Source organism: Vibrio sp. Isolate24, from assembly GCF_022398215.1.
Taxonomy (GTDB): Bacteria; Pseudomonadota; Gammaproteobacteria; order Enterobacterales; family Vibrionaceae; genus Vibrio; species Vibrio coralliilyticus_A.
The window spans coordinates 1,001,425-1,026,823 of the sequence record NZ_JAKEUU010000001.1; the positions used below are offsets into that span (position 1 = coordinate 1,001,425).

General features: G+C 45.8%; 20 protein-coding genes. 9 read left to right on the top strand and 11 right to left on the bottom strand.

From position 1 onward, the window contains the following. Nucleotides 1–29: 29 nt before the first annotated feature. From pgmB to L1D23_RS04430, 6 genes are all read right to left on the bottom strand, one after another. Nucleotides 30–662 carry a beta-phosphoglucomutase gene (gene pgmB, locus L1D23_RS04405; protein ID WP_006961324.1) on the bottom strand — a complete coding sequence of 211 codons (633 nt, stop codon included), beginning with the start codon at nt 660–662 and terminating at the stop codon, nt 30–32. Further along, nucleotides 655–2,997, bottom strand: coding sequence for a glycosyl hydrolase family 65 protein (locus L1D23_RS04410; RefSeq protein WP_239864452.1), 2,343 nt, complete (start codon nt 2,995–2,997; stop codon nt 655–657). The genes pgmB and L1D23_RS04410 overlap by 8 nt, the downstream gene beginning before the upstream one ends. A gap of 18 nt (nt 2,998–3,015) precedes the next feature. After that, nucleotides 3,016–4,434, bottom strand: coding sequence for a carbohydrate ABC transporter permease (locus L1D23_RS04415; RefSeq protein WP_043010050.1), 1,419 nt, complete (start codon nt 4,432–4,434; stop codon nt 3,016–3,018). Next, complete coding sequence (locus L1D23_RS04420) at nt 4,427–5,521, bottom strand: sugar ABC transporter permease (RefSeq protein WP_006961327.1); 1,095 nt, start codon at nt 5,519–5,521, stop codon at nt 4,427–4,429. Before L1D23_RS04420 ends, L1D23_RS04415 begins: the two co-directional genes overlap by 8 nt. A gap of 11 nt (nt 5,522–5,532) precedes the next feature. After that, nucleotides 5,533–6,771 (bottom strand): extracellular solute-binding protein, encoded by a 1,239-nt coding sequence (locus L1D23_RS04425; RefSeq protein ID WP_006961328.1) that lies wholly within the window; start codon nt 6,769–6,771, stop codon nt 5,533–5,535. A 163-nt stretch (nt 6,772–6,934) separates the two neighbouring features. Further along, a complete protein-coding gene (locus L1D23_RS04430; protein ID WP_239864453.1) occupies nt 6,935–7,912 on the bottom strand; it encodes a LacI family DNA-binding transcriptional regulator in 978 nt (325 codons plus the stop codon). Nucleotides 7,913–8,306: 394 nt separating this feature from the next. Between L1D23_RS04430 and L1D23_RS04435 the strand changes: the two genes are divergently transcribed. Further along, nucleotides 8,307–10,244, top strand: a complete 1,938-nt coding sequence (locus L1D23_RS04435) for an endonuclease/exonuclease/phosphatase family protein (RefSeq protein ID WP_239864455.1) — start codon at nt 8,307–8,309, stop codon at nt 10,242–10,244. Between the two features lie 71 nt (nt 10,245–10,315). Here the strand turns inward: L1D23_RS04435 and L1D23_RS04440 are convergent, their stop codons facing one another. Both L1D23_RS04440 and L1D23_RS04445 read right to left on the bottom strand, forming a co-directional pair. Beyond that, nucleotides 10,316–10,720: a hypothetical protein gene (locus tag L1D23_RS04440; protein ID WP_239864457.1), complete on the bottom strand. Its 405-nt coding sequence runs from the start codon at nt 10,718–10,720 to the stop codon at nt 10,316–10,318. Nucleotides 10,721–10,773: 53 nt separating this feature from the next. Next, nucleotides 10,774–12,447: an amidohydrolase gene (locus tag L1D23_RS04445; protein WP_239864459.1), complete on the bottom strand. Its 1,674-nt coding sequence runs from the start codon at nt 12,445–12,447 to the stop codon at nt 10,774–10,776. Nucleotides 12,448–12,719: 272 nt separating this feature from the next. On the opposite strand from L1D23_RS04445, the gene L1D23_RS04450 reads away from it, so the two are divergent. The 3 genes from L1D23_RS04450 to yqfB all read left to right on the top strand — a co-directional run bounded on the left by L1D23_RS04450 (nt 12,720) and on the right by yqfB (nt 14,828). After that, nucleotides 12,720–13,190 (top strand): OsmC family protein, encoded by a 471-nt coding sequence (locus L1D23_RS04450; protein WP_239864460.1) that lies wholly within the window; start codon nt 12,720–12,722, stop codon nt 13,188–13,190. Between the two features lie 121 nt (nt 13,191–13,311). Then, the gene (locus L1D23_RS04455; protein WP_239864461.1) at nt 13,312–14,511 is read left to right on the top strand and encodes a DEAD/DEAH box helicase; all 1,200 of its coding nucleotides are present in this window, start codon (nt 13,312–13,314) and stop codon (nt 14,509–14,511) included. Beyond that, complete coding sequence (yqfB, locus tag L1D23_RS04460; protein WP_239864462.1) at nt 14,508–14,828, top strand: N(4)-acetylcytidine aminohydrolase; 321 nt, start codon at nt 14,508–14,510, stop codon at nt 14,826–14,828. The genes L1D23_RS04455 and yqfB overlap by 4 nt, the downstream gene beginning before the upstream one ends. 67 nt (nt 14,829–14,895) lie before the next feature. Here yqfB and L1D23_RS04465 read toward each other — a convergent pair whose 3' ends face one another. After that, on the bottom strand, nt 14,896–15,660 hold the full coding sequence (locus L1D23_RS04465; RefSeq protein WP_239864463.1) for a transporter substrate-binding domain-containing protein: 765 nt from the start codon (nt 15,658–15,660) through the stop codon (nt 14,896–14,898). Between the two features lie 185 nt (nt 15,661–15,845). Between L1D23_RS04465 and L1D23_RS04470 the strand changes: the two genes are divergently transcribed. The 5 genes from L1D23_RS04470 (at nt 15,846) to katG (ending at nt 22,519) form a co-directional block, all read left to right on the top strand. Beyond that, the gene (locus tag L1D23_RS04470; RefSeq protein ID WP_239864464.1) at nt 15,846–17,564 is read left to right on the top strand and encodes a diguanylate cyclase; all 1,719 of its coding nucleotides are present in this window, start codon (nt 15,846–15,848) and stop codon (nt 17,562–17,564) included. A gap of 133 nt (nt 17,565–17,697) precedes the next feature. Continuing rightward, complete coding sequence (locus tag L1D23_RS04475) at nt 17,698–18,282, top strand: TetR/AcrR family transcriptional regulator (RefSeq protein WP_239864465.1); 585 nt, start codon at nt 17,698–17,700, stop codon at nt 18,280–18,282. 81 nt (nt 18,283–18,363) lie between these two features. After that, nucleotides 18,364–19,395 (top strand): NADP-dependent oxidoreductase, encoded by a 1,032-nt coding sequence (locus L1D23_RS04480; protein ID WP_239864466.1) that lies wholly within the window; start codon nt 18,364–18,366, stop codon nt 19,393–19,395. A 12-nt stretch (nt 19,396–19,407) separates the two neighbouring features. Then, nucleotides 19,408–20,025 carry a glutathione S-transferase gene (locus L1D23_RS04485; protein ID WP_239836056.1) on the top strand — a complete coding sequence of 206 codons (618 nt, stop codon included), beginning with the start codon at nt 19,408–19,410 and terminating at the stop codon, nt 20,023–20,025. Between the two features lie 316 nt (nt 20,026–20,341). Further along, a complete protein-coding gene (gene katG, locus L1D23_RS04490) occupies nt 20,342–22,519 on the top strand; it encodes a catalase/peroxidase HPI (protein WP_239864468.1) in 2,178 nt (725 codons plus the stop codon). A gap of 336 nt (nt 22,520–22,855) precedes the next feature. Here the strand turns inward: katG and L1D23_RS04495 are convergent, their stop codons facing one another. Together L1D23_RS04495 and L1D23_RS04500 are read right to left on the bottom strand one after the other, a co-directional pair. Next, entirely contained in the window at nt 22,856–23,740 is an 885-nt protein-coding gene (locus L1D23_RS04495) for an NAD(P)-dependent oxidoreductase (RefSeq protein ID WP_239864469.1), read from the bottom strand. Nucleotides 23,741–23,875: 135 nt separating this feature from the next. After that, on the bottom strand, nt 23,876–25,336 hold the full coding sequence (locus L1D23_RS04500) for a hypothetical protein (protein WP_239864470.1): 1,461 nt from the start codon (nt 25,334–25,336) through the stop codon (nt 23,876–23,878). Between the last annotated feature and the right edge of the window lie 63 nt (nt 25,337–25,399).

Sequence of the window (25,399 nt, forward strand, 5' to 3'; positions counted from 1 at the left end):
GCGAGCAAGCTCGCCCATTGTTATTGTTGCTACAGGATTTCAGCCAAAGTCAGCTTGGCAGTATCATCGAAGCGCCATGTCGCGTGACCAACTCGGTCGTTAGGACCAATACCGACAACACGCATTCCCGCTTCTTTTGCCGCATCTACACCTGCTTCTGCATCTTCAACCACGATGCACTCGTCAGCGTTTACACCCACTTGACCCGCCGCGTGGATGAACACGTCCGGCGCTGGTTTAGAGCGCTGCACTGACCAGCCGTCACCAATCGCATCAAACAGTGGCGTTAGGCCAAGGCGGTGAAGAATAGGACGAGCATTCTTACTTGCTGACGCCAACGCGACTTTGATGCCACGTGCATTTAACTCAAGTAGAAATTGCTCAATACCTGGTAGAACGTCTTTTGCAGAAATCGTATTCAGCAGATCCACGTAATAATCGTTCTTGCGCTTCATCAACTCTGCAAACTTCTCTTCGCTGATCTCTTTCCCGTTCAGGATGATGTTCAGAGACGCCTGACGAGATACACCACGCAGCTGTTCGTTGATTTCGCGGTCGAAGTAGTAACCTTCCTCGTTCGCCATACGTTGCCACGCTTGGTAGTGCAGTTCTGCGGTATCTGTAATGACGCCATCTAGGTCAAAAATGAATGCCTTACACATTGAAAATCACCTCTGTTGAATCGATAACACGTGGCTCGCCTGCAACTTCGATGTTTAGCGCTTGGCCGTTGAACTCAGGACGTTCAATACGAACTTGCTCTTGATCTACCGTTACTTCCAAACGCTCACCTTTCCAGTAGATTGGGAAGTTCAGGCTGTCCCACTCTTTTGGAAGGTTAGGGTTAATACGAAGGTTGCCACCTAGCATACGTACGCCACCGAAACCGTAAACCACACACTGCCACATGCCGCCGATAGACGCCGCATGAATACCGTGATCCGAGCTCTTCATGTTCTGGCCGATATCGATAGATGCTGCCTGTTGGAACAAATCGTAAGACAGTTCTGGGTTACCCACATCTGACGCCAATACCGAGTGAGTAGACAAGCTTAGCGATGAGTCGTGTAGCGTCTTCGGCTCGTAGTAGCTCCAGTTCGCTAGCTTAGTTTCAAGGTCGAACTTATCTTCTTGCTGAAGGAACAGCACCATGATGTCCGCCTGCTTAGAAACTTGCATCTCGTTAACCTGCTCTAGGTTGTAGTCTTGGAACAGACCACCAACGAATGGCTGCTCTTTGTACTTAGTCAGGTCAATGATTTCTTTCTGCAAGTAAGTGTCATCCTGTGGGATAACCTTATCTTCTGCACGTGGCTGTGGCAGGTAGATGTTGTCTACGCGCTCTAGCCACATCTTGCGAGCTTCAATTAGGTTTAGCTTGTCAGAAAGCTTAGCCAGTAACTCTGGATTAGACGTTTCTAGATCTTCGTAGTAACGAATCGCCAGCTTGATGTTCTCTACTGCCATGTAGTTAGTGAACGCATTATTGTCGATGTGCTCTTTGTACTCATCAGGACCGATAACATTGCAGATACCCCACATCTCTCGATCTTCTAGCCACTCTAGACGGCTAGTCCAGAACGTTGCTGTGTCGAACATGATCTCGTAGCCCATGTCGTCCATGAACTTCTGGTCACCTGTGATTTGGTAGTACTGCCACAATGCGTAAGTGATGTCACATGTGATGTGCTGCTCGATAAAGCCAGACCAGATCTTAGTCGACTTACCTGTAATGATATCTACCGCGCCCCATACTGGCGTTACTTCTTCACCTGTTAGCGCTGATTCCCATGGGAACTGTGCACCTAGGTAACCGTTGTCTGCTGCTTTCTTACGTGCGCCACCTAGCGTGCGGAAGCGGTACTCTAGTAGGCTGCGAGCCACTTCTGGCATTGTGTAGATGAAGAACGGAAGCATGAAGACTTCTGTATCCCAGAACGAGTGGCCTTTGTAGCCTTCGCCAGACAGACCTTTCGCACCGATACCGAAACGAGAATCGTGCATTGGCGTGAAGATGTTCAGTTGGTACTGCGCAAAACGAATCGCCAGTTGGTCAAAGTCATTACCACCGATGGTGATGTTCATGCCTGCCCAACGCTTGTCCCACTCTGCTGCACTCTCTTCTAAAAGCTCATCAAAGCTGCGGTCTGCATTGTTTTTAAGGTTAGTCAACGCATGGTCACGCAAAGCCTGAAGTTCGTATCCTTCAACGTCGAACTGCTTATCGCGAGACGTATGCACCACACCAACTTTCTCTGTACCGAACGTTTCGCCCGCTTTCAGATCGTGGTGGATGTTTAGCCATACTTTACGGCGGTCCATTTGCAGACCTGGGTCAATCTCAATTTCCTGACCATCCACAAGGTAGCGGTGAGATGTTAGGAATACAAAGTCTACTTTGCTTTCTGTGGTGTGCTGCAGAAGCTCGATAAAACGCTTGTCGTAAATACGCTTTTCACCTTCGTGGAAGTGCTGTGCGCCTGAGTTAGAAAGCTGCGCGTCCACACCAGAGCGGATTTCGATTTTCGCATCGCTGTTTAAAGCTTTAACTTGAACGTCGAATGCCATTAGATGAAGGTTTGCTTGCGAGAAGAAACGGCGGAAGCGCATCTCGAAGCTCTTGCCTTCTGTGTTTGTCCAAGTGAATTCACGGATGAGTTCACCGTTTTTCACGTTCAGACGACGAGAGTAGTTGCTTACCTCGCCTGTTTCTAGGTGAAAACGACGGCCATCAATGAAGATTTCAATCGCACTCATGTCTGCAGAGTTTGGCAGCTCGGTCACTTCGTCTGCGTCAAACTTGTTGTAAGTACCCGCAACAAAAAGGTTGCGAACCTGTCCCACGTATTTTTCTTCCGTTGCACTACGCGCGCCCATGTAGCCATTTCCTTGGCTCATTACTACTTCACATTTACCTTGGAAAGCTGAGTCAAAAGCCGTCTCTTCAACGATCCAGTTTTTTAGTTCGCCTTGACCAGCGTTGTAGTTCATAAACATCTTAAATATCCCCGAAATTTAACCTTTAACAGCGGAAGAAATATCGTTACCCACGAAGTAACGTTGGAAAACCATAAATACAATCAGTACTGGGATTGTTGACAGGAAAGCCCCCGCCAAGATCAGGTTCCAGTCACCTGCTACGCCATAGGCGTTACGTAAACTCAATAGGCCAACAGGAAGCGTGAATGCATCAGCTGGGCTGTTGATCACCACCAGAGGCCAGAAGAAGTCGTTCCATGCCCCTTGGAATCCAAGGATGGTCACCGACAAGATGGCTGGCTTCGCCAGTGGCATAAATACCTTCCAAAGAATCACAGCAGGGCTTGCGCCATCTACGATTGCCGCTTCTTCCAGTTCTTTCGGAATGTTCTCGAAGAACTGTTTCATGATCAGGACCTGACCCGAAGCAACGACCGCCGTAATGACCGCCCATGGCGTATTCAATAAGCCGATATCTTTATAAATTAGGTAGTTAGAGATGAAGGTTACTTGTCCCGGAATCATCATGCTGAACAACATGAAAGCAAACACAGCACGGGCACCAGTGAACTTCAATCGAGCTAAGGCATAACCAGCAGTACATGCAAAGAACAAGGTCAGAATTACCTTACCAATCGCAATGAAGAACGAGTTGATGGTCCAGCTCATGAACAGGCTCTTACCGGTCTCTAAACTGACTGACTCGGTGTACACGCGAACGTAAGACTTAAACACGTAACCAATCACACCCGGTGCTGCGTTATCCCATGCCGCTACACGGCCACGACGTTCCATCTTGCTTGGCGCTAGCGTGCTATCAATCAGCACTTGGCCGCGCGGCGCTTCTACGGTTAGTGGTAGCGTTGCAATCTCAGGACCTTGACCTTGATACTTGATGGAAAATGCCCACGTTTGGCTGTGGCCTTGCTTAGTAAGTTCACGGCGACCACGCTTTTCTACAAACGTCACGTTGTCGTTAGTGTCTACCAACACTGGCTCGCTGACTTGTGCATAATCGGCAGCAAAGTCGGTCACGATAGCCGCAGCCATACCTGTACCAGGGCGACGACGTGGCACTTCAATTTCAGGTATTTTCAGTTCCTTGCCGTCTTCCACCGCGTAAGTCACGGTGAAGTTCACTTCTGCTCCCGGAGCGAAACCACCGAACATTGGCGCATCGTTACCTTCCTTACCGAGCTGGTAAGCTGCGCCCCAGTTGCTTGGTTGAACCTGAGCAAAGTTGAACTTAAATGGTTGCTCCAACGGGTCATCTTTCAGACTCGCCAAGAACGCCACCACGAAGGTCCCTAACATCACTGTAGCCACGAGTAGTAAGGCACTGTAAACCCAAGCAACTTTCGCCCAGCGACGACGCGCTTGAAACTTTGAAATCTCTTCCATAGATGCCATAGGTTTTGCATCCTCATGGTTGATTGCTGACATTTGGTTAGCCATCTGCTTTCTCCTTCACTCCAAAGATTTTCTGCAGATAAACCACTGCCAGCGTGATAAACGCCAATACCAATGCCGCTGCGCTTGCCATACCAATTTGCGGAGTGCCACCTGGTGGGAACGCATTGTGATATACGTAGTACGCCAGAGTAATGCGAGACTCCAATGGTGCTGCTGAGCCAAGCAGTGCCACTTGGTCAAACATCTGCAACGTACCAATGATTGAGAAAGTCACGACAACAAATGTCACTGGTGCAAGCTGAGGAATCGTAATGTTCCAGTGCTGCTGCCATTTGTTTGCACCATCAATATGAGCCGCTTCATAAAGCTCACCCGGAATGCCTTGTAAACCGGCTAAGAACAACAACATGAAAGTTGGAATCGTGGTGTAAATGTTCTGAATGACAATTGCCCACAGAGTCAAAGGCATTGGACCGACGTTATCACGAGTGTTGAGCCAGTTGACCTCAACCACGTCTTTCGTCACTTCAATCCAACCCACTGCACTCGCCACAAAAGTCGCTACGCCCGCAATGATGAAGGAAAGTATCGCCCATGCTGGATCAAACCAACCGACAGGCAGACCTTTCATCCGGTCTTTCGTCACCAAAACAAACTGAGTCACAATGGCCACAAGCGCAAAGCAGCTCAGGTGCGGGTAGTGATTGACAACATCCGTCACAAAGCCATTTAAGTAACCGTTCTTTTGGTAGAACCAAATGAAGATCAAGGTGACAGCGGCACTCGACAAAATACTCGGTAAGTAAAATGCCGTTCTAAAGAAGCTTTTGGCACGAATTTTTGAATTGACTAAAATTGCTAAGCCGAGTGCTAAAACAGTTTGCACACACGTTACAATCAGAGAAAACCAAACAGTGTTAGCCAAAGAAAGTAAAAACAGATCATCGGTCAGCAGTGCTTTGAAGTTTGCCAGACCGACCCAGATTGCATCGCTGAACAAGTCGTACTCAGTAAAACTGAAGTAAACCGTTCTAACCAACGCGTAAAGAAAGAACACCACCAAAGTCAGTACAAATGGCCCAGCAAGGAGCCATCCATAAACTTGTTGGCGTAAACGTAAAGAGTTCATCACTCGCCCCGTTACTTCGCTGTCAGTGCATCGTATTTCGCTTGTGCCATTTTGATCGCTTCTTTTTGCGTCATCTGACCAAGCAACACTGAATTCAATGCTTCGTTAATCGGAGTCATCCATGCCGTGCCGTAATTTCCAAATGCGAATGGCTCTACATTTCCTTCAAGAGCACCATCAAACACTTGTTTTGCAAGTTCATTTTCTGCTTTCTGCTGCGCGAAGAACTCTGATTTACCAAGAGCTTCACGACTTGGCAGAGCAAGGCCTGAATCCAATACCCACTCCTGCGCTTTCTGGCTCGTCAAAATTTCTACCGCTTTTTGCGTTGCTTCGACGTTCTTACCATCTGCGTTAACGCCCCAAGCGACAGTGAACAATAAGTTGCCGCGTTCACCACTCACTGGATCTTTTGGCATCAAGGTCGTGCCGTAAGGCAGGTTCGGTGCCTTATCGCGTAAGTAGCCACTGATCCAGTTACCTTCTAACGCAATAGCCGTTTCTTCGGTACCGAAGCAACCACCACCCCAACCCTGACCAAGGTCCGTTGCCAGAATGCCCACTTTGTCTTCTGTTACTAATCCAGTGTAGAAGTTAAATGCACGTTCGAAGTTTTCATCCAGAATGGTTTTGCCTTCTTCATTGAATGGCTTCCAACCAGTTGAGAGTGCAAAAGGCGCAAAACGGGCATAATCAGGCATGACACAAATGCCTGATACCTCATCCGCTAAAGCATCTTTCACATCAAGAAGTTTTTTACGTAAGTCTTCCCATGAATCTTTATTCGTTGGATAAGCAACTTCCGCATCATCAAAGATGTCTTTGTTGTATTGCAGTGCAATGGTGTTGAAATCTTTAGCGACGCCGTACTGCTTACCTTCGAGAGTAAACGCGGAGTTTAGGCTTGGAATAATGTTAGTACTGACTTTGTCCAGTTGTGGCGCATTAACAGCAACCTTACCCGAGCCAACTAACGCGTTGGCCATTACAACATCGATGTAGAAAGCATCTGGCGCGGTTCCTGCGGAAAGAGAGTTAGTGATGAACTGAGAGAAATCACCTTCCACAGCTTGATACTTAACAGTAAGCCCTGCTTTCTTAAAATCTTCGGTCAGAACTTCGTTCACTAACTTGTTCAGAACCACAACATCGTTACCACCCCATCCGGCGATGGTCACTTCTGTATTTGCGACTACTTTTGCAGAAAGGCCAGCAGCAAGTAGGGATACTGCTAATATTGTTTTTTTCATCGTGCCCTCAAATCTTGTTTCTTTAAATCTGAGAGTATTATGCGCATTTTACGTAAGCGCTTACGTTAAGTTGATCACATTACGCTTTCATGACGTTTAAGAATAAAAAAAGCATGACTTAAGTCATGCTTTTTGAGTATTCTGTTAATTATTTGATCTATTTTTACGTCGTTTTACCCAATTTTAAGCCTACAGGAACGATAGAACCTACAGGTTGCTCTCGCAAAATCGCTTGTTCTAGCATGCTCGCTACGCGTTCAGCAATTTTATCCGTATCTTGAACAACGGTTGTCAGCTCCTTCGATATCCCCGGTAACCCGTCGTAACCAACTACGGAAAAATCTTCAGGAATCGAGTAACCACGGTCTTTTAATGCCGCAATCACGCCCAAAGCGGTTTCATCACACTCACATACAAAACCTTGATAGCCTTCAAGCTGTTTACGTTCCATTTGCGTAAAAAAGCGATACGCCGCGATTTCTCCCAACGGTTCTGCACCAGTCCGTAGCTCTCTGACAGGTAAAGCGTTGCTTGCCATGACGGACATGTAACCTTGATGTCTAAACTGATAACCATCGCCATAAGTGGTTGGTGTGACGAAGCAAATATCGGTCAGACCTTTATCTACAAGGTGTTGTGTAGCTTCTCGACCACCATTGAAGTCATCAGGTGCAACCCAAAACGAACCTTCACTCATCCCAATACAAACGAAGGGTAATTCCATTTTCTTACACGCTTCAATTCTCGGATCGTCATTGGTGATACCAAGGAGCACCGCTCCGCCAATCTGTTCAAGCTCCACTTCACCAAAGCTGACTGGTAATAGATTCCGACCTGAATTACGAATAGCTGCCGACAATGATGGCCAAAGCATTCCAAGGTAACGAGACGCGTAAAAGTCATGTGGTCCCAGAGAAATAGCAATTGTATTCTTGTGGCTACCGGTAAGTTCTCGCGCCGAGGTACTAGGGACGTAACCCAACTCTTTACATATCTCGAGTATTTTCTTTCTCGTTTTCTCGCTGATTCCGGGTTTGTTATTCAAGGCTCTACTAACAGAAGCTATTGATACACCAGCGATTTTCGCCGCTTCATGTATCGTAGCTTTCTTGAGCTCTGCATCTGTTTTTGGTGCACTCACGGCGCTCTCCCACCATAAAACGTAAACTTTACGTTCATTATCTTCGCGCAAGAGAAAATTTCAAGCTTAATTTACGTAAAGAAACTTGCCGGCAAATAAATGGTCGACAACAAGTTTGTAATGAAGGATGAATAAACTCATCAAGGCGTTGCTAGCGGGACAATCAAGTGTTGACAACAAAAGTAAGATTAGTTGTAAATGTTATATTTTGCTTCACTTAAAAAAGTATGAACCATAAACATATGAATTATAAAATAAATCCACCAAAATCATTCATTAAACCACCCAATAAAAAATCTATTTAGCGTCGTTACTTTTGGTTATTACTATTTAAGTAAAACGTTAACACTCTGCACTTATTCTCAGGTTCATCTTTTACTGAGGATACAAGGCTATGCAATTACCTACACCTTTGACTTCACTGTTCAATAAACGATCTTTGGTTACCCTATCACTCATGGGTATCCTTGTTGGCTGTGATGAAGACGTTATTGTTGAACAAGAAACTCGTGATCTCGACATTCCCCCACGAGCGACCAACTTCAACCTGACGATTGGTATGGATTTCGATAACCCACCCACCGGCTCGAAAGTAGACCCTCAAAATGTGGGGAAAAAATACCCTGTTAATATTGAGGAACTAGGATCTCTACCAAGTGTCACTTCCTTCGATGGTTCATTGGCTAAGTCATTTACAGAGCTCAACAGCCTTCGCTTTTCCGATTTGAGAGCATCAGAACATAGAACCGTCAGCTTTTGGTTCAAACTCGAAGAAGACCAGCCGGAACAAGAAGTCTTATCTCTAATGAACGGTTCTCATGGCGAAGCAAGAAGTCGAGAGCCGGTTTTGTTACTGAATACTCAAAACGACACATTAGAGTTATGGCGCAAATACGAAGGCACGCAAATTCCAGATACCCAACTCCCCACCCAACTTCTTTCCGGCGTTAAAGTGCCTCGTGGGGAGTGGGTTCATATAACGATGGCGAGTAATCAAAACTCAACCCACCTTTACCTCAATGGGAACCGCGTCGCAACAGGTGCACCAATTGCACTCGCATCGATGCATCTCGCTTTCGGAGCGAGCCCGGGCTATGACAGTCACTTGGAAGACATACCTTCTGCTAATATGGCGATGGATAACATCCGCGTGTATTCGCAAAGTATGGGGGCACGATATATCAACGCACTCTATCACTATGATTTAGGCGAAAGACACACATTACCGACTAACAACCCCGTTCCGTCAACGGGAACGACTGGAGTAACCACGACAGATACTCGCCTGCAGTGGTCACATCCGGACGAGTTTAAAGCCGAGCAAGACATGACCTATACTGTGTTGATTTCTGATCGTTCAGACTTCTCAAATGTGCTTTATCAAAAGACGACAACTGACAAAGAAATCCAGACGAGTGGTTTGTTACCAGATACCCAGTACTTCTGGCGTGTTGACGTTGAGTCATCTTCCAGCACAATCACCGGAGATACCTGGCAATTCACCACGGAAGCTGCGCATCAGAATCCAGATGAGCTCACAACTATGGCATACAACATATGGCATGCCGGCTCTGCGCCAGACCCTCTGCGTAGCCAAGAATATGTTTATGAGCAAATCATCCACTCAGGTGCCGATGTTATTTTTATGCAAGAAGCCTATGGCTATCAGGAGGCACTGGCTAACCGTCTAGGGTTTGAATATCGAACATCCGCTTCAGATGGTAATCTGGCCATTTTCAGTCGCTACCCGATAGAGAAAGAGTTAGGCGATTGTACTAGTCACATTTGTGGCGTGCGAATTGATATGGGTAATGGTAAACAAGTAGACACTTATTCTATCTGGCTAACATCAAGTGATGACATCGTCAATTTACTCCCAGATCCTTCATATACAAACGAAGAGCTCATCTCCAAAGACGATGCAGCCAGAGCACAGCCACTCAACAATATTCTGACCCAAATAGAAGCTGACTCTGAACCGACTATTCCTGTCATTATTGGTGGTGACTTTAATACCTTGTCCTATGTCGATACCACTGAAGAAACCAATATCTTTGGTCGCGGTAATATCGACTTGCCGACCTTGAGAGTCGCGGATAGTCACAACTACGTTGACAGTTATCGCCAAATTAACCCAGATGTACTGAATAAGAAATGCATTACTTGGACGCCTTTCTTCAAAGGGAATTCAGGCGCAGGAAGGATCGATTTTATTCTGTATAAGGGAGAGGGCTTGAACGCTGAAGAAAGTTACTGCCTCCTAGATGATGGTCACAGCGAGATGCACCCATCAGATCATGGTGCTGTTGTCACCCAATTTTCTATTGATTAAGGTCCGCTATCCCAAATGAAAGCTGGCTTCAATGCCAGCTTTCACTTGGACAGGTAACCTGAACGTCTTCACTAGTCAGAGACTAATGCGTCCCACCAATCATAGAGGTATAAAGCTAGATAAATGGGTACCAAGGCCCAAAGTAATGGATCATCGTATATGTTTTCCGTAGTACCAATTGCCGTTACAGCTAACATCATCAACTCCGAAATACCGATGAAAAGCAATGCTTTAGTTATATGAGCAAGAAAACGATGCGCTTTCTGCTGGATATTGGTTTTCTGATATGTGGCTTCGAATACCCCCACAATAGCCGCTGCCATCAATAACCCCACTACCGCCAAAATGGAAGCTTGATTGCTTTTATCCATGTCTTGCATTGCTTCAAACGTCATCTCAAACAACAGAGGCACAGCAAACATTAAGATTAATGCTTGTTTAACAGCTACTTCGGCCAAAAATATCGGGGATTTCAACACTCTACTCCTTCATACTAAAACGCGTGCTCTTTCCAGCACGGCATGGTGGTTTATTCATCAACACTGTAGACGATTTGACCGTTTAGCATCGTCATCCAAATATCGGTCTGTTTGATTTTCTCCGCAGATAATTTGGTAATATCGCGCGACAAAATGGCAAAATCTGCGGCCTTCCCCACTTCAATTGACCCTGTCACATCATCAATACCTAAGCTCACTGCTGCATTGATGGTATAAGCGTCTATGGCATCTTCAACACTGGGCAGGCCTGTTTTTCCCATGATAAGGCTATTGCCAATCCCTACAAGCGGGTTGATATCATGCACATTCCAGTCACTGCTTAAGGAGACGTTAGCACCTGTATCGAAAATGGCTTTCAAGTTCATCAATGCACGGGCTCTCTTAGCGCCAAGAAATGCCTCCGCCCACTGATGATCGTGATACGCCACATAATTAGAACCCACTTGGAAATCAGCAGTTACATCCAGCTCAGAAAAACGTTCAATGTCTTTCGAGTTCACCAACTCGACATGGGTCAAGGTGTAATTTTTGTTGCTGCCTTGCTGACGAATGGTTTGAATAGCATTCAGTGATTCTCGAATCGCACCATCACCAATCGCGTGAATGTGAGCACCATAGCCAATCTTATCCAGTGCTTTAAGCCAGTCAGCCATCACCTGGGGTGGAATGTAGTTTATGCCGTAGGGCTCGTCAGGAATATAAGTATCCAGATAAGGATCAAGCGTCTTGGCTGATCCATTAACCAGAATGCCATCACTGTACATTTTAACCTGATCCACCAGTAGAAGCCGAGATTTGTCTGTGGTCAGTACCTTGGATAAAAAAGCGAGTTGCGACTGCATTGAGTCCGTCGGGTAAATCCAAGGCCTCAGGGAAATACGTGCCGTCAGGTCACCCCGCTTTTCGGCTTCCTTCCATACTTCGTACCAGCCACGTTTCCAGTAAAGTCGCCCATCACCTATGGTGGTGATTCCATGTCTTCGGGCCTCATCCAAGCCTGCCATCATACCTTCATAGCTTTGATCAAACTGCTCTTCAAGGCTGTTCCAAGCTATTTCCATCACAATATCACCGGCGTTATCAAGCAGGATGCCATTGAGCTCACCTGTGCCTTCATCTTTCAGGATCTTACCTCCCTGTGGCTCTGGTGAATGCTTATTGATTCCTGCGATGCTCAAGGCGACGGAATTGACCCACATCGAGTGGGATGTTTGCTCCATAATAATCACAGGTTGATCTGGGAAAACCGAATCAATCACCTCTAGTGGTGTACGTTTATTCTCTTCTGCCAGCAAAGCTTCTATAGAAAAACCATAGCCCATGACCCACTCGCCTCGACGAGCATCTTTACGACACGCTTTGAGGTAAGAAATTTGCGCTTCAAGGCCTGCATCCATGCCCAGCTCACACTGGCCTCCCGCTTCTGAAGCCGCCTCAAACACATGGTTATGGTTGTCGATAAATCCTGGTACAACAAAGCCGCCGTCCAAATCTATGGTTTCAGTCGCAGAGCTCTGTAAACTATTCATGTCTTCTTGCGAGCCGACATAGAGAATTTTCCCATTGGCGATAGCAATCGAGTCTGCTGAGGGGTAACCGTAAATACTCGCATTGGTTAACACCCTATCTGCAGAGCTGGCTACGCAAACACGAGCAGTCATAGTTAAACTCGCAACTAGTATCAGAGTGACAACACATTTCATTAGTTTGGATTCCTTGTTATTCATCCCTCACGCACCACAGTATAGGGCTAGACTCACTTTACAGCCTAACAAGTCATTGGAATGTGTGAAGAATGGTCATTTCATTATCCGATTTAACAAAAGCCGTGCCTTCGTGCCAACTTGTGCTGCAAGAAATACAATCAGATATGCTCATCAAGATTATGCATCTTCCGTCTAGGTCACTACCCTGTGATGAGATACTCTACGGTGGTTGACTTCAATTACATTGCATCATATTCACGGAGGAATGCATGTCAGATTACAGCGCCACCATTCGCTGGCAGCGAGCTGAACATGAAACGTTCAGCGATAACCAATACAGTCGTGGACACCAGTGGCAATTTGACGGCGGCGTGAGTGTCCCTGCTTCGGCTTCCCCTCATGTGGTTCCATTACCTTATGCGGTCGAGGAAAACGTTGACCCAGAAGAAGCATTTATTGCCGCTATTTCAAGCTGTCACATGCTGACTTTTCTGGGGATTGCCGCTAAGCGCCGTTACGTCATCGACTCTTATGTTGATGAAGCCATAGGCATTATGGAAGAAGATGACAAAGGTCGAACCTCGGTAACAAAAGTAACCCTCAGACCTAACATCATATTTTCTGGTAGCAAGCAACCTGATTATGCCCAGTTAGAGAAGATGCATCACCTTGCCCACCAACACTGTTTCATCGCCAACTCAGTGAAAACAGAAATCGTAACAGAGATTCTTACTGCCTAAATCATTAATAGTTCGGGTTAAGAATTAAGCTCGGGAGAGATCCCGTGATTGGCGTAATCATGCTAAACTCGCGCCAAACACAGGATTTCCCTGCTTCACTATTCAAATTCAGAGTGTATAGATGCCATTCTCTAAGCTCGGCTTAAGCCAACCAATTATTCACGCTATCCAACAACTGGGTTACGACAAACCAACGTCGATTCAAACCAAAGCGATTCCTGTGATTTTACGCGGTGACGATCTCATTGCAGCCGCGCAAACAGGTACAGGTAAAACCGCCAGTTTTGTACTGCCCATGCTGGAAAAACTCAGCCAAGGTGAGACTCAACGTAAGAAGCGTATTCGTGGCCTGATTTTGACTCCGACTCGTGAACTGGCCGTTCAGGTGGAAGAGAAGGTTCGTGACTACGGACAACACCTTGCTCTGAAATCATTAGCAATGTACGGTGGTGTAGATGAGCAAAGCCAAAAACAAGCTCTGATTGAAGGCGTTGATATTCTGGTTGCAACACCCGGCCGACTGATTGACATGTACGGTAAACGTGCAGTGCATTTTGAAGAAGTAGAAATGTTGGTGTTAGATGAAGCTGACCGAATGCTTGATATGGGCTTCATTGATGATATCAACAAGATCCTTGATCGCCTGCCGACAGATATTCAGCATCTGCTGTTTTCTGCCACTCTCTCGAATAAAGTTCGCGACCTAGCGAAAACAGCCGTCCATAACCCATATGAAATCTCGATTGCCGCTAACCAAGCATCCAAAAAGAACATAGAGCAATGGTTAATTACGGTTGATAAAGATAAGAAGTCCGCGCTTTTGAGCCACTTGATTAAAGAAAACAACTGGGATCAAGCATTGATCTTTATCGAAACGAAACATGGCGCCGCCAAACTCGCTCAGCAGTTAGAAAAGCGCGGTATTGAAGCCGAAGCCTTTCACAGTGGCCGCAGTCAAGCCGTGCGATCAAAGCTACTAGAAGACTTTAAGGCTGGAAAAATCCAATACATGATCGCGACTGGAGTAGGCGCACGTGGTATTGATATTGAAGGTCTAACTCGAGTCATTAACTATGACTTGCCCTTCCCAGCGGATGAGTATGTACATCGCATTGGTCGTACTGGCCGTGCAGATGCGAAAGGGGAAGCGATATCTTTTGTTTCCAAAGACAACTTCAAAAATTTGTGCATGATAGAAAGCCGCCTTGGTCACTTGATTGAACGCCGAGAAGTAGAAGGATTTGAGCCTCGTAAACCCGTGCCTATTTCTATTCTAAATTACGTACCTAAGCACAAGCGTCAAGAAAAGGATGCCCAATGAACGCACCAACTAAAATTACTTTCTTTGAGTTTCTAACTCCGCTGATTACTTCTGGTAAAAAGACGATTACCATTCGTGACGAGTCGGAGTCTCACTATGTGCCAGGGACTCAGGTTGAAGTGTTCACTTTGGAGAAAGATGAAAAGGTGTGCGAGATAAAAATCCTTGCTGTCGAGCCGCTTGAGTTCAATGACATTAACGAATTTCATGCAGAGCAAGAAGCGATTGAACTGCCCAAGCTTAAACAACTGATTCGTGAGATCTACCCAAGTACAGACGATCTGTTTTTGATTACTTATGAACTGGTGAATACATAAGCAGTGCGGCACTCGCCCGGCATCACCGGGCGGTATCCGACTCTATCAGCCAAACAAAAAGACCAACTTACTTTACTCTCATGTTTTCGAAATAGTCGTAAATGAGTGCTTCGTAGCGTCCGTCTTGCTTCATATTAAATAAGACTTGATCAAAACGCTTCAGTAATTCGCCGTGGTTGCGACCTTTGGAAAAGGCAATATAGCTGGGTGTCGCTTCAATAGGAGGCGATAAGATCTCAATATCATTATCTAAACCTTCACGAACAAGAATACTACGCGCACCGAACTCATTATTTACCCATATATCTGCGCGTTTCGTCCGGACGAGATGAGCGCACTCTTCCGTGCTGTTTCTTTGGAAAATGAGCCGAAAGCCTCCCTTCGCGATCTTTTCATCCATACGTTTGCCATAACTCACGCCATTGACGACACAAAGAGCAATTTTGGATACATCCCCAGCTAAAACTTCTGTAGGTTTGTAATCACTTCCTTTGAGAGCCATGAGACTGATATTTTGAACGAAGAGCACATTTTCCGAAAAATCTGCAAATTTTTCCCGCTCGGGATTTTTGAACGCAGTAAAGATACCATCAGCACGGCCGCGTTTAACCAAGGTTAGTGCTCTCGCCCAAGGTAACACAGTGATGTTCACTGGCGTTTCTAACTGATGAAAGACATATCTTACGAGCTCTACAGCAACGCCTGAGACTTGCTGTCCTTGCATTTCTATATAGGGCGGATACTCAAGCGTCACTAAATCAATGGACTTTGCAGCACAAGGTTTCAGTGCTGCTAGAGCAAGCATCATTATACCTAAGCGTAACCCTTTCATCCTGAATCCTTTATATAAATCAACAACCTAATGGAAAAGTTTTATAAAACCAAAGAGCAATAACACAATTGCATATAGTCAGAGAACTTCTACACTTACTTATTGTTAATAGTAATCTCTCTGTTGAGTATCGTTTGACTTTTTACGTAAAAATCCATCTTTATAGCCGTTAGTATGGGGACCTTATGATTCGCTCTTCTCTTAATCGCTTTCAATACTTCCCTGTTGTGGCACTGACCCTTTCTTTACTTGTTGGTGGCTACTATTACGATAAGACACTAGACAATTGGGTCACAAATATTGTCAGTACCTACATGTCAAACATCATTGATGACGTCTCACATCAAATTCAAGACAAGAACCTTGATCTCTATGATATGAGTCAACCTGAAATAGATAGCTTCCTTGATACACTTTCACAATCTAGCTTTGAGCAACGATTCACCATCATACACAGTTCAGGGGAAGTACTGGGCGACTCCCAATTGAATAACCGAGAGATAGCTCGGCTTGACGATCACAGTCGCCGACAAGAGTTTGTTTCCGCCTTATCTGGTGAAACAGGCATATCCAAACGGTTTAGCCAATCCTTAAACCAAGAATTACTTTATGTAGCTAAAAAGCTTGAACTCCCCGAAGACGGCCATGGTCACGACTCAACATATATTCTTCGTCTCGCGATGCCCATGACTTCAGTCTACGCCATGTCGGCTGATTTGAAGTTTATCGAACACGTCTTAATGGCGTGTTCGGTATTAATTCTTGTTATTTCAACTTGGGTCAGCCATCGTAAATTATTCCGGATGGTTCAAGCGGAAAGGGATCAGCAGGAATATCGTATTCAGAAAAGCACTCAGGAAATTGAACTGCTCCACCAATTAGCCAACATGCTAGCGGCCTGCAATACAGTGAAAGAGGCACAAATTGTGGTGGCAGACATCATTCCCAGAGTATTAGGTAACGTGAATGGCTGTGTCTCCATCATGCGCGACTCTCGCAACCAGTTGGAAGTCAAACTCGACTGGGGAGGCGAATGGCCCGCAAGTAAGCTATACGCCCCTAACGACTGCTGGGCACTGCGAAAAGGGAAATATCATTTATCGAAAGAGAAGCATCATAACCTCTCATGCAACCACATGAACCAGGCCTCGACCGATGGGCTCACTCTTTGTATCCCTCTTACCGCTCATGGTAACACAGTGGGCATGTTTCACTTGTATTTTGATGACCAAACTGGAGAGATATCTGAAGATATCAAGCAGCTTTCGTTTACCATCGCAGAGCACCTTGGTTTGGCACTGGCGAACTTAAGCCTACAAGAGAAGCTTCGTTCACAAGCGATGCGGGATCCTTTAACAGGCCTATTCAATCGCCGTTATTTTGAAGAAATTTTTGAGAAAGAGTGGGCAAAAGCCGCACAAGACAACAGCCCTATATCACTTCTGATGTTGGATTTAGATCATTTCAAACGCTTTAATGATAACTTCGGCCATGATGCAGGGGATTACGTATTAAAAGAAGTGGCCAATCTATTGAAACGAGAAATAGGCGACGAACACGTCGCCTGCCGCCTTGGCGGTGAAGAACTGGCGGTGATCTGCCCAAGTAGCTCAGTAGATGAGTCAATGGAGCTCGCCAACCACATTGTCGACTCCGTTAGAGATCTGCATTTAGACATGAAAGGATTATCATTAGGGCAACTCGGTGTTTCCATCGGGGTGACGACTTTCCCTGAGCTTAACACTTCGACTACTGAGCTCATTAAAGCCGCAGATACCGCTTTGTATCAAGCCAAAAATAATGGCCGAAGCCAGGCCGTACATACTCAGTCAAAATCCTACCTAAAGCAACAAAACAAGGATTCTCATTCAGACAGCCCAGATGTCTTACCACTGAAACTTTAGCCACTTAGCGTGCGAGTCGTTCAACCCACTCTTTGATAGAGTCAGTTAAACGGTTCGCATTTATGGCCAAACCAAACAAGTCAAGTCACTACAACACTAGACGACTGGTCTAATTTATTCTATATTGCACGCTATGAATGAAAAAACACACGACACTCGCCAACATATTCTCAATGTGGGTTACGAATTAGTGGTAAACAAGGGCTTCACAGCAGTGGGTTTATCTGAGTTGCTTAAGACCGCAGATGTACCGAAAGGATCCTTCTATCACTATTTCAAGTCCAAAGAGCAATTTGGTGAAGCGCTTATTGAAAATTATTTTAAGAGCTACTTAGCGCGTATTAATGACATTTTTACAGCTGATACAGGCAATGGTTATCAGCGTTTAATGGGGTACTTCTCGCGCTGGTTAGACGTAGAAAATGGTGTCTGCAACGCCAATCGATGCCTTGTGGTCAAGCTCAGTGCCGAAGTTTCTGATCTGTCTGAGCCTATGCGTATCAAGCTAGCCAATGGCGCAGGAGCAGTCATTGCCTCCATCGCGAGCTGCATAGAGGCTGGTATTAAAGATCAGTCTATTCAAACTGTGGATGCACATTTGGTTGCGGCTCAGCTTTACCAACAATGGCTTGGCGCAAGCCTTCTCAACAAACTGGTTCAGGATCAATCACATCTTGAACGTAGCTTAGAGACCACTCAGTCTCTACTTAGCACTTAAGTTACCTATTCCCGTTTGGCTAAACCAACGGGAATTTTTTGAAATTACAACTAGACGACTGGTCTAATAATAGGAAACACAATGACTAACAACGTAAACCGACGCATCGTTCTTGCTTCACGCCCTAAAGGAGCACCAACTGCTGAAAACTTCCGTTTAGAAGAAACCCAAAAGCCCCTTCCTGCTCAAGGTGAGCTACTACTACGAAGTGTGTATCTGTCTCTCGACCCATACATGCGTGGGCGTATGAGTGATGCCAAATCCTATGCCGACCCTGTTGCGATTGATGACGTGATGGTCGGTGGCACAGTGTGCCAAGTTGAAGCCTCAAACCATCCTGATTATTCAGTTGGGGAATGGGTACTGGCTTTCGCTGGCTGGCAAGATTACGCGATTTCAGACGGTGAAGGGCTAATTAAAATGGGCATGAACCCAACTCACCCCTCCTATGCGCTCGGCGTGATGGGCATGCCAGGCTTTACCGCATATATGGGTTTACTGGATATTGGCCAACCCAAATCAGGTGAGACTTTGGTGGTTGCCGCAGCGACAGGTGCTGTCGGTTCGATGGTTGGTCAAATCGGCAAACTGAAAGGTTGCCGTGTGATTGGTGTAGCCGGTGGTGAAGAAAAATGCCGATATGCCAAACAACAATTAGGCTTCGACGAATGTATCGACCACAAGGCAGATGATTTTGCCGAGCAATTAGCCAAAGTCTGTGACCAAGGTATCGACATCTACTTTGAAAACGTCGGTGGTAAAGTCTTCGACGCCGTCATGCCACTACTCAATACCAGCGCTCGAATCCCACTTTGCGGTCTGATTTCTCAATACAATGCGACGGCACTGCCTGAGGGGCCTGACCGAATGTCCCTACTCATGTCACAACTTCTTATCAAGCGTATCAAAATGCAGGGCTTTATCATTTTTGATGACTACGCTCATCGTTATGAAGAGTTCGCCACTGACATGAGCCAGTGGCTAGCAGAAGGAAAAATCCACTATCGCGAACATCTAATCGAAGGCTTTGACAAAGCACCACAAGCCTTTATCGGCCTGCTAGAAGGCGAGAACTTTGGCAAGCTGGTGGTAAAAACCAACAACCCACTGTAACCGGAGACCAACATGATTAAATTACATCATCTCAATCAATCACGCTCTAAACGCATTATTTGGCTGTTGGAAGAACTGGGAGTTAACTATGAAGTCGTACCTTATCATCGCGATAGCGTGACTTTTCTCGCCCCGCCAGAGCTAAAGGCTATTCATCCACTTGGTAAATCTCCGGTGATTGAAGAAGACGGGCATGTCATTACCGAGTCTGGAGCCATTACTGAGTACCTGATCGACAAATACGCTGCAGACAGGCTCGCACCGCCTAAAGGCTCAAGTGAACACCTAGATTATTTACAATGGTTGCATTTTGCAGAAAGCTCTGCGGCACTGCCATTACTGTTAAAGACGTTCATCGCGAAGGATGGCGCTCAGATGAACTTCCTGCCTGATTATGCGGAGATCGAGCTGCACAAGGTTATGAGTTACGTTGACCAACGCTTGGAGAATAAGCGTTATCTGGTTGCAGATAAGTTGACTGGAGCCGATATCATGATGTCCTTCATTGTCGATATTCTCACCAAGTTTGGGCTACTGGAACGCTACCCCAATATTATTCGCTACGCTTCTCAGATCAAAACTCACGACAGCTGGAATAAAGCCGAACAGTTAGAAGTTAAATTCGGTTAACTTTTCTATAATGGGCTGCTTGCTCTAGGGCAGCCCTTGTTATTACTCGCTTTCATATTCCTCATTGCCTTACCTGTACATTTCAATATGCACCTGATAGAGAATATCTATCGATAGCATAGCCATAAACAATTTTATAAAAGCTCTCTCACCAACTATCCTGACATCTAAACAACAGTCCAATGATGGGCATTCACTCAGGCGCTTTGCCAATGGGGAAACGTCTTTGTCTTTAAGAAAATACCCAATAATTCGATTACTGCTGAAACAACAGCCAAAGCAGTAACCGAGAATAAGCGACACTCAAGGAGCAAACATGGATCATAAAAACGTGAGTACAAACGGTCAATGCCCTGTTATGCATGGCGGTGCAACCTCTTCAGGCTCATCCAACGTAGCTTGGTGGCCAAACGCCCTCAACCTCGACATCCTGCATCAACATGATCAGAAATCAAACCCAATGGGCTTGAATTTTAACTATCGCGAAGAGTTGAAAAAACTCGACGTAGAAGCCCTGAAAAATGATCTTAAAACGCTGATGACAGATAGCCAAGATTGGTGGCCAGCAGATTGGGGTCATTATGGTGGTTTAATGATCCGCATGGCGTGGCACTCTGCAGGCTCTTATCGTACAGGCGATGGTCGCGGTGGTGCTGATACCGGTAACCAACGTTTTGCACCTCTGAACTCTTGGCCTGATAATGCTAACTTAGACAAGGCTCGTCGCTTACTGTGGCCTATCAAACAAAAATACGGTAACAAAATCAGCTGGGCTGATCTGATGATCCTTGCGGGCAATATGGCATACGAGTCTATGGGCTTGAAGACTTTCGGCTTTGCTTTTGGCCGTGAAGACATTTGGCACCCAGAGAAAGACATCTACTGGGGCGCAGAAACCGAATGGCTGGCTGAAAGTGGGAGTGAAAACAGCCGCTACTCAGGTGAGCGGGACTTAGAAAATCCACTTGCCTCTGTCATGATGGGCTTAATCTACGTCAACCCTGAAGGGGTTGATGGTAACCCAGACCCACTAAAAACTGCTCAGGATATGCGCGTCACTTTTGAGCGCATGGGAATGAACGACGAAGAAACCGTTGCTCTTACGGCGGGTGGTCATACTGTTGGCAAAGCACACGGTAACGGAGATGCATCTCAATTGGGTGCGGAGCCCGAGCGAGCAGATCTTAATGAACAAGGTTTGGGTTGGAACAACCACACCTCTCGCGGTGTTGGTCGTGATACAGTGACCAGTGGGTTGGAAGGCGCATGGACAACCCACCCAACGCAATGGGATAACGGCTTCTTCCACCTCCTATTAAACTATGACTGGTCGCTGCAAAAAAGTCCGGCTGGCGCGTGGCAGTGGGAACCTGACAACATCAAAGAAGAAGATAAACCTGTCGATGTCGAAGACCCTAGTATCCGTCACAACCCAATCATGACAGATGCCGATATGGCGCTGAAAATAGACCCTGAATATCGCAAAATCTCAGAGCGCTTCTACCAAGATCCTGAGTACTTCTCAGACACCTTTGCTCGTGCATGGTTTAAGCTAACTCACCGCGATATGGGGCCCAAATCCCGTTATTACGGTCCAGATGTCCCAGCGGAAGATTTGATTTGGCAAGATCCTGTACCTGTAGGTCACAGCAACTTCGATGTTGAAGCAGTCAAGGCCAAAATCGCTTCAAGTGGATTAAGCATCAGTGATATGGTCTCAACCGCCTGGGACAGTGCTCGTACCTACCGCAACTCAGACAAACGTGGCGGTGCGAATGGCGCACGCATTCGTCTTGCACCACAAAATCAGTGGCCAGGTAACGAACCTGAAAAGCTCGCTAAAGTACTTTCGATACTAGAAGGTATAGCCTCTGAATCAGGTGCTAGTATCGCCGATACCATAGTCCTTGCAGGCAACGTTGGTATCGAGCAAGCAGCTCAAGCTGCTGGCGTCAACATATCCGTTCCCTTTGCTCCGGGACGTGGTGATGCGAGTGCTGAACAAACAGATATCGATTCATTTGATGTGCTAGAGCCTGTTGCAGACGGATTCAGAAACTGGCAGAAGCAGCATTATGCGGTCAGCCCTGAGGAATTGATGCTCGACCATGCTCAATTATTGGGCTTAACCGGACCAGAGATGACGGTCCTCATTGGTGGTATGCGTGTCTTGGGAACTAACCACTCGGGTACTCAGCACGGTGTATTCACAGACAATGTCGGAGCACTGACAAACGACTTTTTTGCCAATCTGACGGACATGCGATACACATGGAAACCAACAGGGCGTAACTCCTACTCTATTGTCGAACGTAGTAGTGGAAAAGAGAAATGGACAGCGACCCGAGTCGACCTTGTGTTCGGTTCCAACTCAATCCTACGCGCTTATGCAGAGGTTTACGCTCAAGACGATAACAAAGAGAAATTTGTTCGCGACTTTGTCGCAGCTTGGACCAAAGTTATGAACGCTGACCGATTCGATTTAAAACAGTAAGTTAGCTTGTCAGCCCACGGCCGATAATAGGTCGTGGGGTATCAACAAGCCAGACCTTGCAAGTGACTAACTCATCAACAATTTGGAAAATAACGACAAGTTGCACTAAATTTAAAGAGGTAACCGTAGTTAAGAAACGAAGCGCATAAAAGTTTCACTAATCCATTAACCTTCGATGTTACAAGTGAGGAAGTTGGCTATGAAAGGATTCGAATTCTTTAAGTTGTTTGATACCAAAGAGCTGTTTATCTTCTATTGATGCTGAGCAACCCGCTTAAATCAGAACTGAAATCCATACGCCGATCGCTACCTGCACGCATCGGCGTATTGTTTTATTTAGCGCTTATTGTTTTTCGCCACCGCTTTCATCAGAACAGAAGTATCCATACGGCCATAGCCATCTTGTTGTAGCTGAGCGTATTGCTCATCAACCTTCTTGGTTAAAGGTAAATCAAGCCCGACTCGTTCCGCTTCCTTTAGGCAAAAACCTAGGTCTTTGCGCATCCAGTCAATGGCAAAGCCAAAATCGAATTTATCTTGTGACATTGTCACGGCGCGATTTTCCATTTGCCATGAGCCTGCCGCACCATGCTTCAAGGTCTCGACCACTTGCTCAACATCCAAACCAGATTTTTGAGCGAGTAGTAACGCTTCACTAAGCCCTTTCAGAATGCCACCAATACAGATTTGGTTGACCATTTTACAGCGTTGGCCCTGACCATTTTCCCCCAATAGCGTCATTTGTTTAGCGTACACATCCATCACTGGTGAGATTTGCTCGAACACTGCTTGATCACCACCACACATAATGGTCAACACGCCGTTTTCCGCGCCCGCTTGACCACCAGAAACTGGCGCATCAATAAACTGATTACCGTTTTCTTTTGCTGCGGCCGCCAGTTCAACCGCAAGCTCTGCTGAGGTTGTAGTATGGTCGACCAGAACAGCACCTGCTTTCAACCCAGCCAGTACGCCATCTTCACCGTAAACAACACTGCGCACGTCATCATCATTGCCCACACAAATGAACACGACATCGCAATCCTGCGCTGCTTGCTTTGGCGTCTCACACGCTGTGCCCTGATATTCATCGGCCCATTTAATCGCTTTTGCTTGAGTGCGATTGAACACTTTGGTGGAATACCCCGCTTTACTTAAGTAACCTGCCATCGGGTAACCCATCACACCTAGACCAATAAACGCGACTTGCTGCTGACTCATTCCTATTTCCTTTTAAGCTTTATAATTAGGTGGATAGTCTACTAAACATTTTCTCTTTGGTTTACTACAAACACCCATTAAATGATTCCAGATAAAGAAAAAGCCCCAATCAGGGGCTTAATCTAACAAAACACATTACTTACATTTTGACCAAGTCTTTCCTTTATCAGGAGAACACTCCAATGAAGAGGTACCATTATAGTAATAGGTATTCTTCCACCAATCACCGATGGCGTTTCTTGAAATTGCAATACCGTTAAATTTAAACGGTGTCACTGCCACTTGGGAGTGCTTAGACCTCACCCACGTGTGGGCCCCGTAATCTGAGTCGTCATTGAAATCTGAAGATATATAACTCAGTTGATCCAAAGTGCTACGGCTAAAACTATCGATCTTCTGCTCAACGTTTACCCATTCAGGATATTTAGGATTGGGATAATAACTAAAAGTATGCTGGGCGCGTAACATACCATCACGATAATTATTAACGACTATCACTTCTAAATATTGGGTGAAATTGCTTCCCACATTATTGTTTTTGCAGCTATCCCAATCCAGTTCTTGCGTACTTGAGCTATTACTCACACGATAAGTTTTCAGAGAGTTGGGTTGAATAAGTTGCTCAATTGACTCGGTGATATCACAGCTGTAGCTGGCGTTATCTTCATTAATCCATAATGATGCATTCTTAGTGTAGTCAAACCCTGCTTTCTTTTTCGTGTTTCGCTCTGTATGACGAGTCAGTAATACTTCGGTCTGTAAGTCTGCTGAGACTTCGTATTCCGTGTGTACTAGCTTAGTGTCAGTTAAAACTGTTTTGACCTTATACCACTTGTCTATTTTTTGCTGTGTATCTTTGTCCCAGTATTTCCAATAGTAGTCTACATAGGCTTGATGAGCGCCAGGATTTACCTGCTGAAGTGCCTTAGTATCACTGTATGACTTCCTAATTGCGGGCATCATCTTCTGAGCTAATTCATACAGCTCTTTATTTTGTTCCTTAATGAAATCACCGTAAATCTTATCTACTGCGATGTTATAACGTGCCGCAATACGATGATCGTGCTCCTTAACATTTTGGATCACTTTCTCTTGCGTATTTACAGCAGACCTCAACCCGGTACAACTGGTGATACCACTTTCATTTAGGTCTTCCTGAATTTGATTCCACAATACTGTCGTTAAAGGTGTAGTAGATTTTATCTCATGCTCTGAACTGAGTGTCATTGCTGGAGGAAAGACAAGCTGGTATGGCTCACTGATCGGCGTATTAGGATGATCCGCATCAATCGCACCGACAGGCACATTTACAACAATAGGCGCGTAATCAATACAGTCAGAGTTACTACCTGACAAAGATAATCGATAGCTACCCTCTGAATTAGTTACAGCACTAGGCTCACCAGAGTCTAACTGACCGTTGTAATTGATATCAAGAAAAGCCGTCGCGCCAGAGATGTATCCATCTATGGCCACACCTTGAAGGCTTCGTGTTTGAGATGAAGTACTAGAGCTAGGTGAACCACCGTCGCCGCCTCCCCCGCATGCGACTAGGCCTGCAGAGATGGATACAACAGCAATAAGTTTAAGGTTCATTGCAAAATCCCCGATGAATAATGAAAGGCAAAAACGCGCCATTAGAGTGTAATGGCGCGTGGC

Bases quoted from the DNA above. Each gene is read 5' to 3' on its own strand.
- pgmB (WP_006961324.1), bottom strand. From the start codon at position 662: ATGTGTAAGGCATTCATTTTTGACCTAGATGGCGTCATTACAGATACC.
- L1D23_RS04410 (WP_239864452.1), bottom strand. From the start codon at position 2,997: ATGTTTATGAACTACAACGCTGGTCAAGGCGAACTAAAAAACTGGATC.
- L1D23_RS04415 (WP_043010050.1), bottom strand. From the start codon at position 4,434: ATGGCTAACCAAATGTCAGCAATCAACCATGAGGATGCAAAACCTATG.
- L1D23_RS04420 (WP_006961327.1), bottom strand. From the start codon at position 5,521: ATGAACTCTTTACGTTTACGCCAACAAGTTTATGGATGGCTCCTTGCT.
- L1D23_RS04425 (WP_006961328.1), bottom strand. From the start codon at position 6,771: ATGAAAAAAACAATATTAGCAGTATCCCTACTTGCTGCTGGCCTTTCT.
- L1D23_RS04435 (WP_239864455.1), top strand. From the start codon at position 8,307: ATGCAATTACCTACACCTTTGACTTCACTGTTCAATAAACGATCTTTG.
- L1D23_RS04445 (WP_239864459.1), bottom strand. From the start codon at position 12,447: ATGAAATGTGTTGTCACTCTGATACTAGTTGCGAGTTTAACTATGACT.
- L1D23_RS04450 (WP_239864460.1), top strand. From the start codon at position 12,720: ATGTCAGATTACAGCGCCACCATTCGCTGGCAGCGAGCTGAACATGAA.
- L1D23_RS04455 (WP_239864461.1), top strand. From the start codon at position 13,312: ATGCCATTCTCTAAGCTCGGCTTAAGCCAACCAATTATTCACGCTATC.
- yqfB (WP_239864462.1), top strand. From the start codon at position 14,508: ATGAACGCACCAACTAAAATTACTTTCTTTGAGTTTCTAACTCCGCTG.
- L1D23_RS04465 (WP_239864463.1), bottom strand. From the start codon at position 15,660: ATGAAAGGGTTACGCTTAGGTATAATGATGCTTGCTCTAGCAGCACTG.
- L1D23_RS04470 (WP_239864464.1), top strand. From the start codon at position 15,846: ATGATTCGCTCTTCTCTTAATCGCTTTCAATACTTCCCTGTTGTGGCA.
- L1D23_RS04475 (WP_239864465.1), top strand. From the start codon at position 17,698: ATGAATGAAAAAACACACGACACTCGCCAACATATTCTCAATGTGGGT.
- L1D23_RS04480 (WP_239864466.1), top strand. From the start codon at position 18,364: ATGACTAACAACGTAAACCGACGCATCGTTCTTGCTTCACGCCCTAAA.
- L1D23_RS04485 (WP_239836056.1), top strand. From the start codon at position 19,408: ATGATTAAATTACATCATCTCAATCAATCACGCTCTAAACGCATTATT.
- katG (WP_239864468.1), top strand. From the start codon at position 20,342: ATGGATCATAAAAACGTGAGTACAAACGGTCAATGCCCTGTTATGCAT.
- L1D23_RS04495 (WP_239864469.1), bottom strand. From the start codon at position 23,740: ATGAGTCAGCAGCAAGTCGCGTTTATTGGTCTAGGTGTGATGGGTTAC.
- L1D23_RS04500 (WP_239864470.1), bottom strand. From the start codon at position 25,336: ATGAACCTTAAACTTATTGCTGTTGTATCCATCTCTGCAGGCCTAGTC.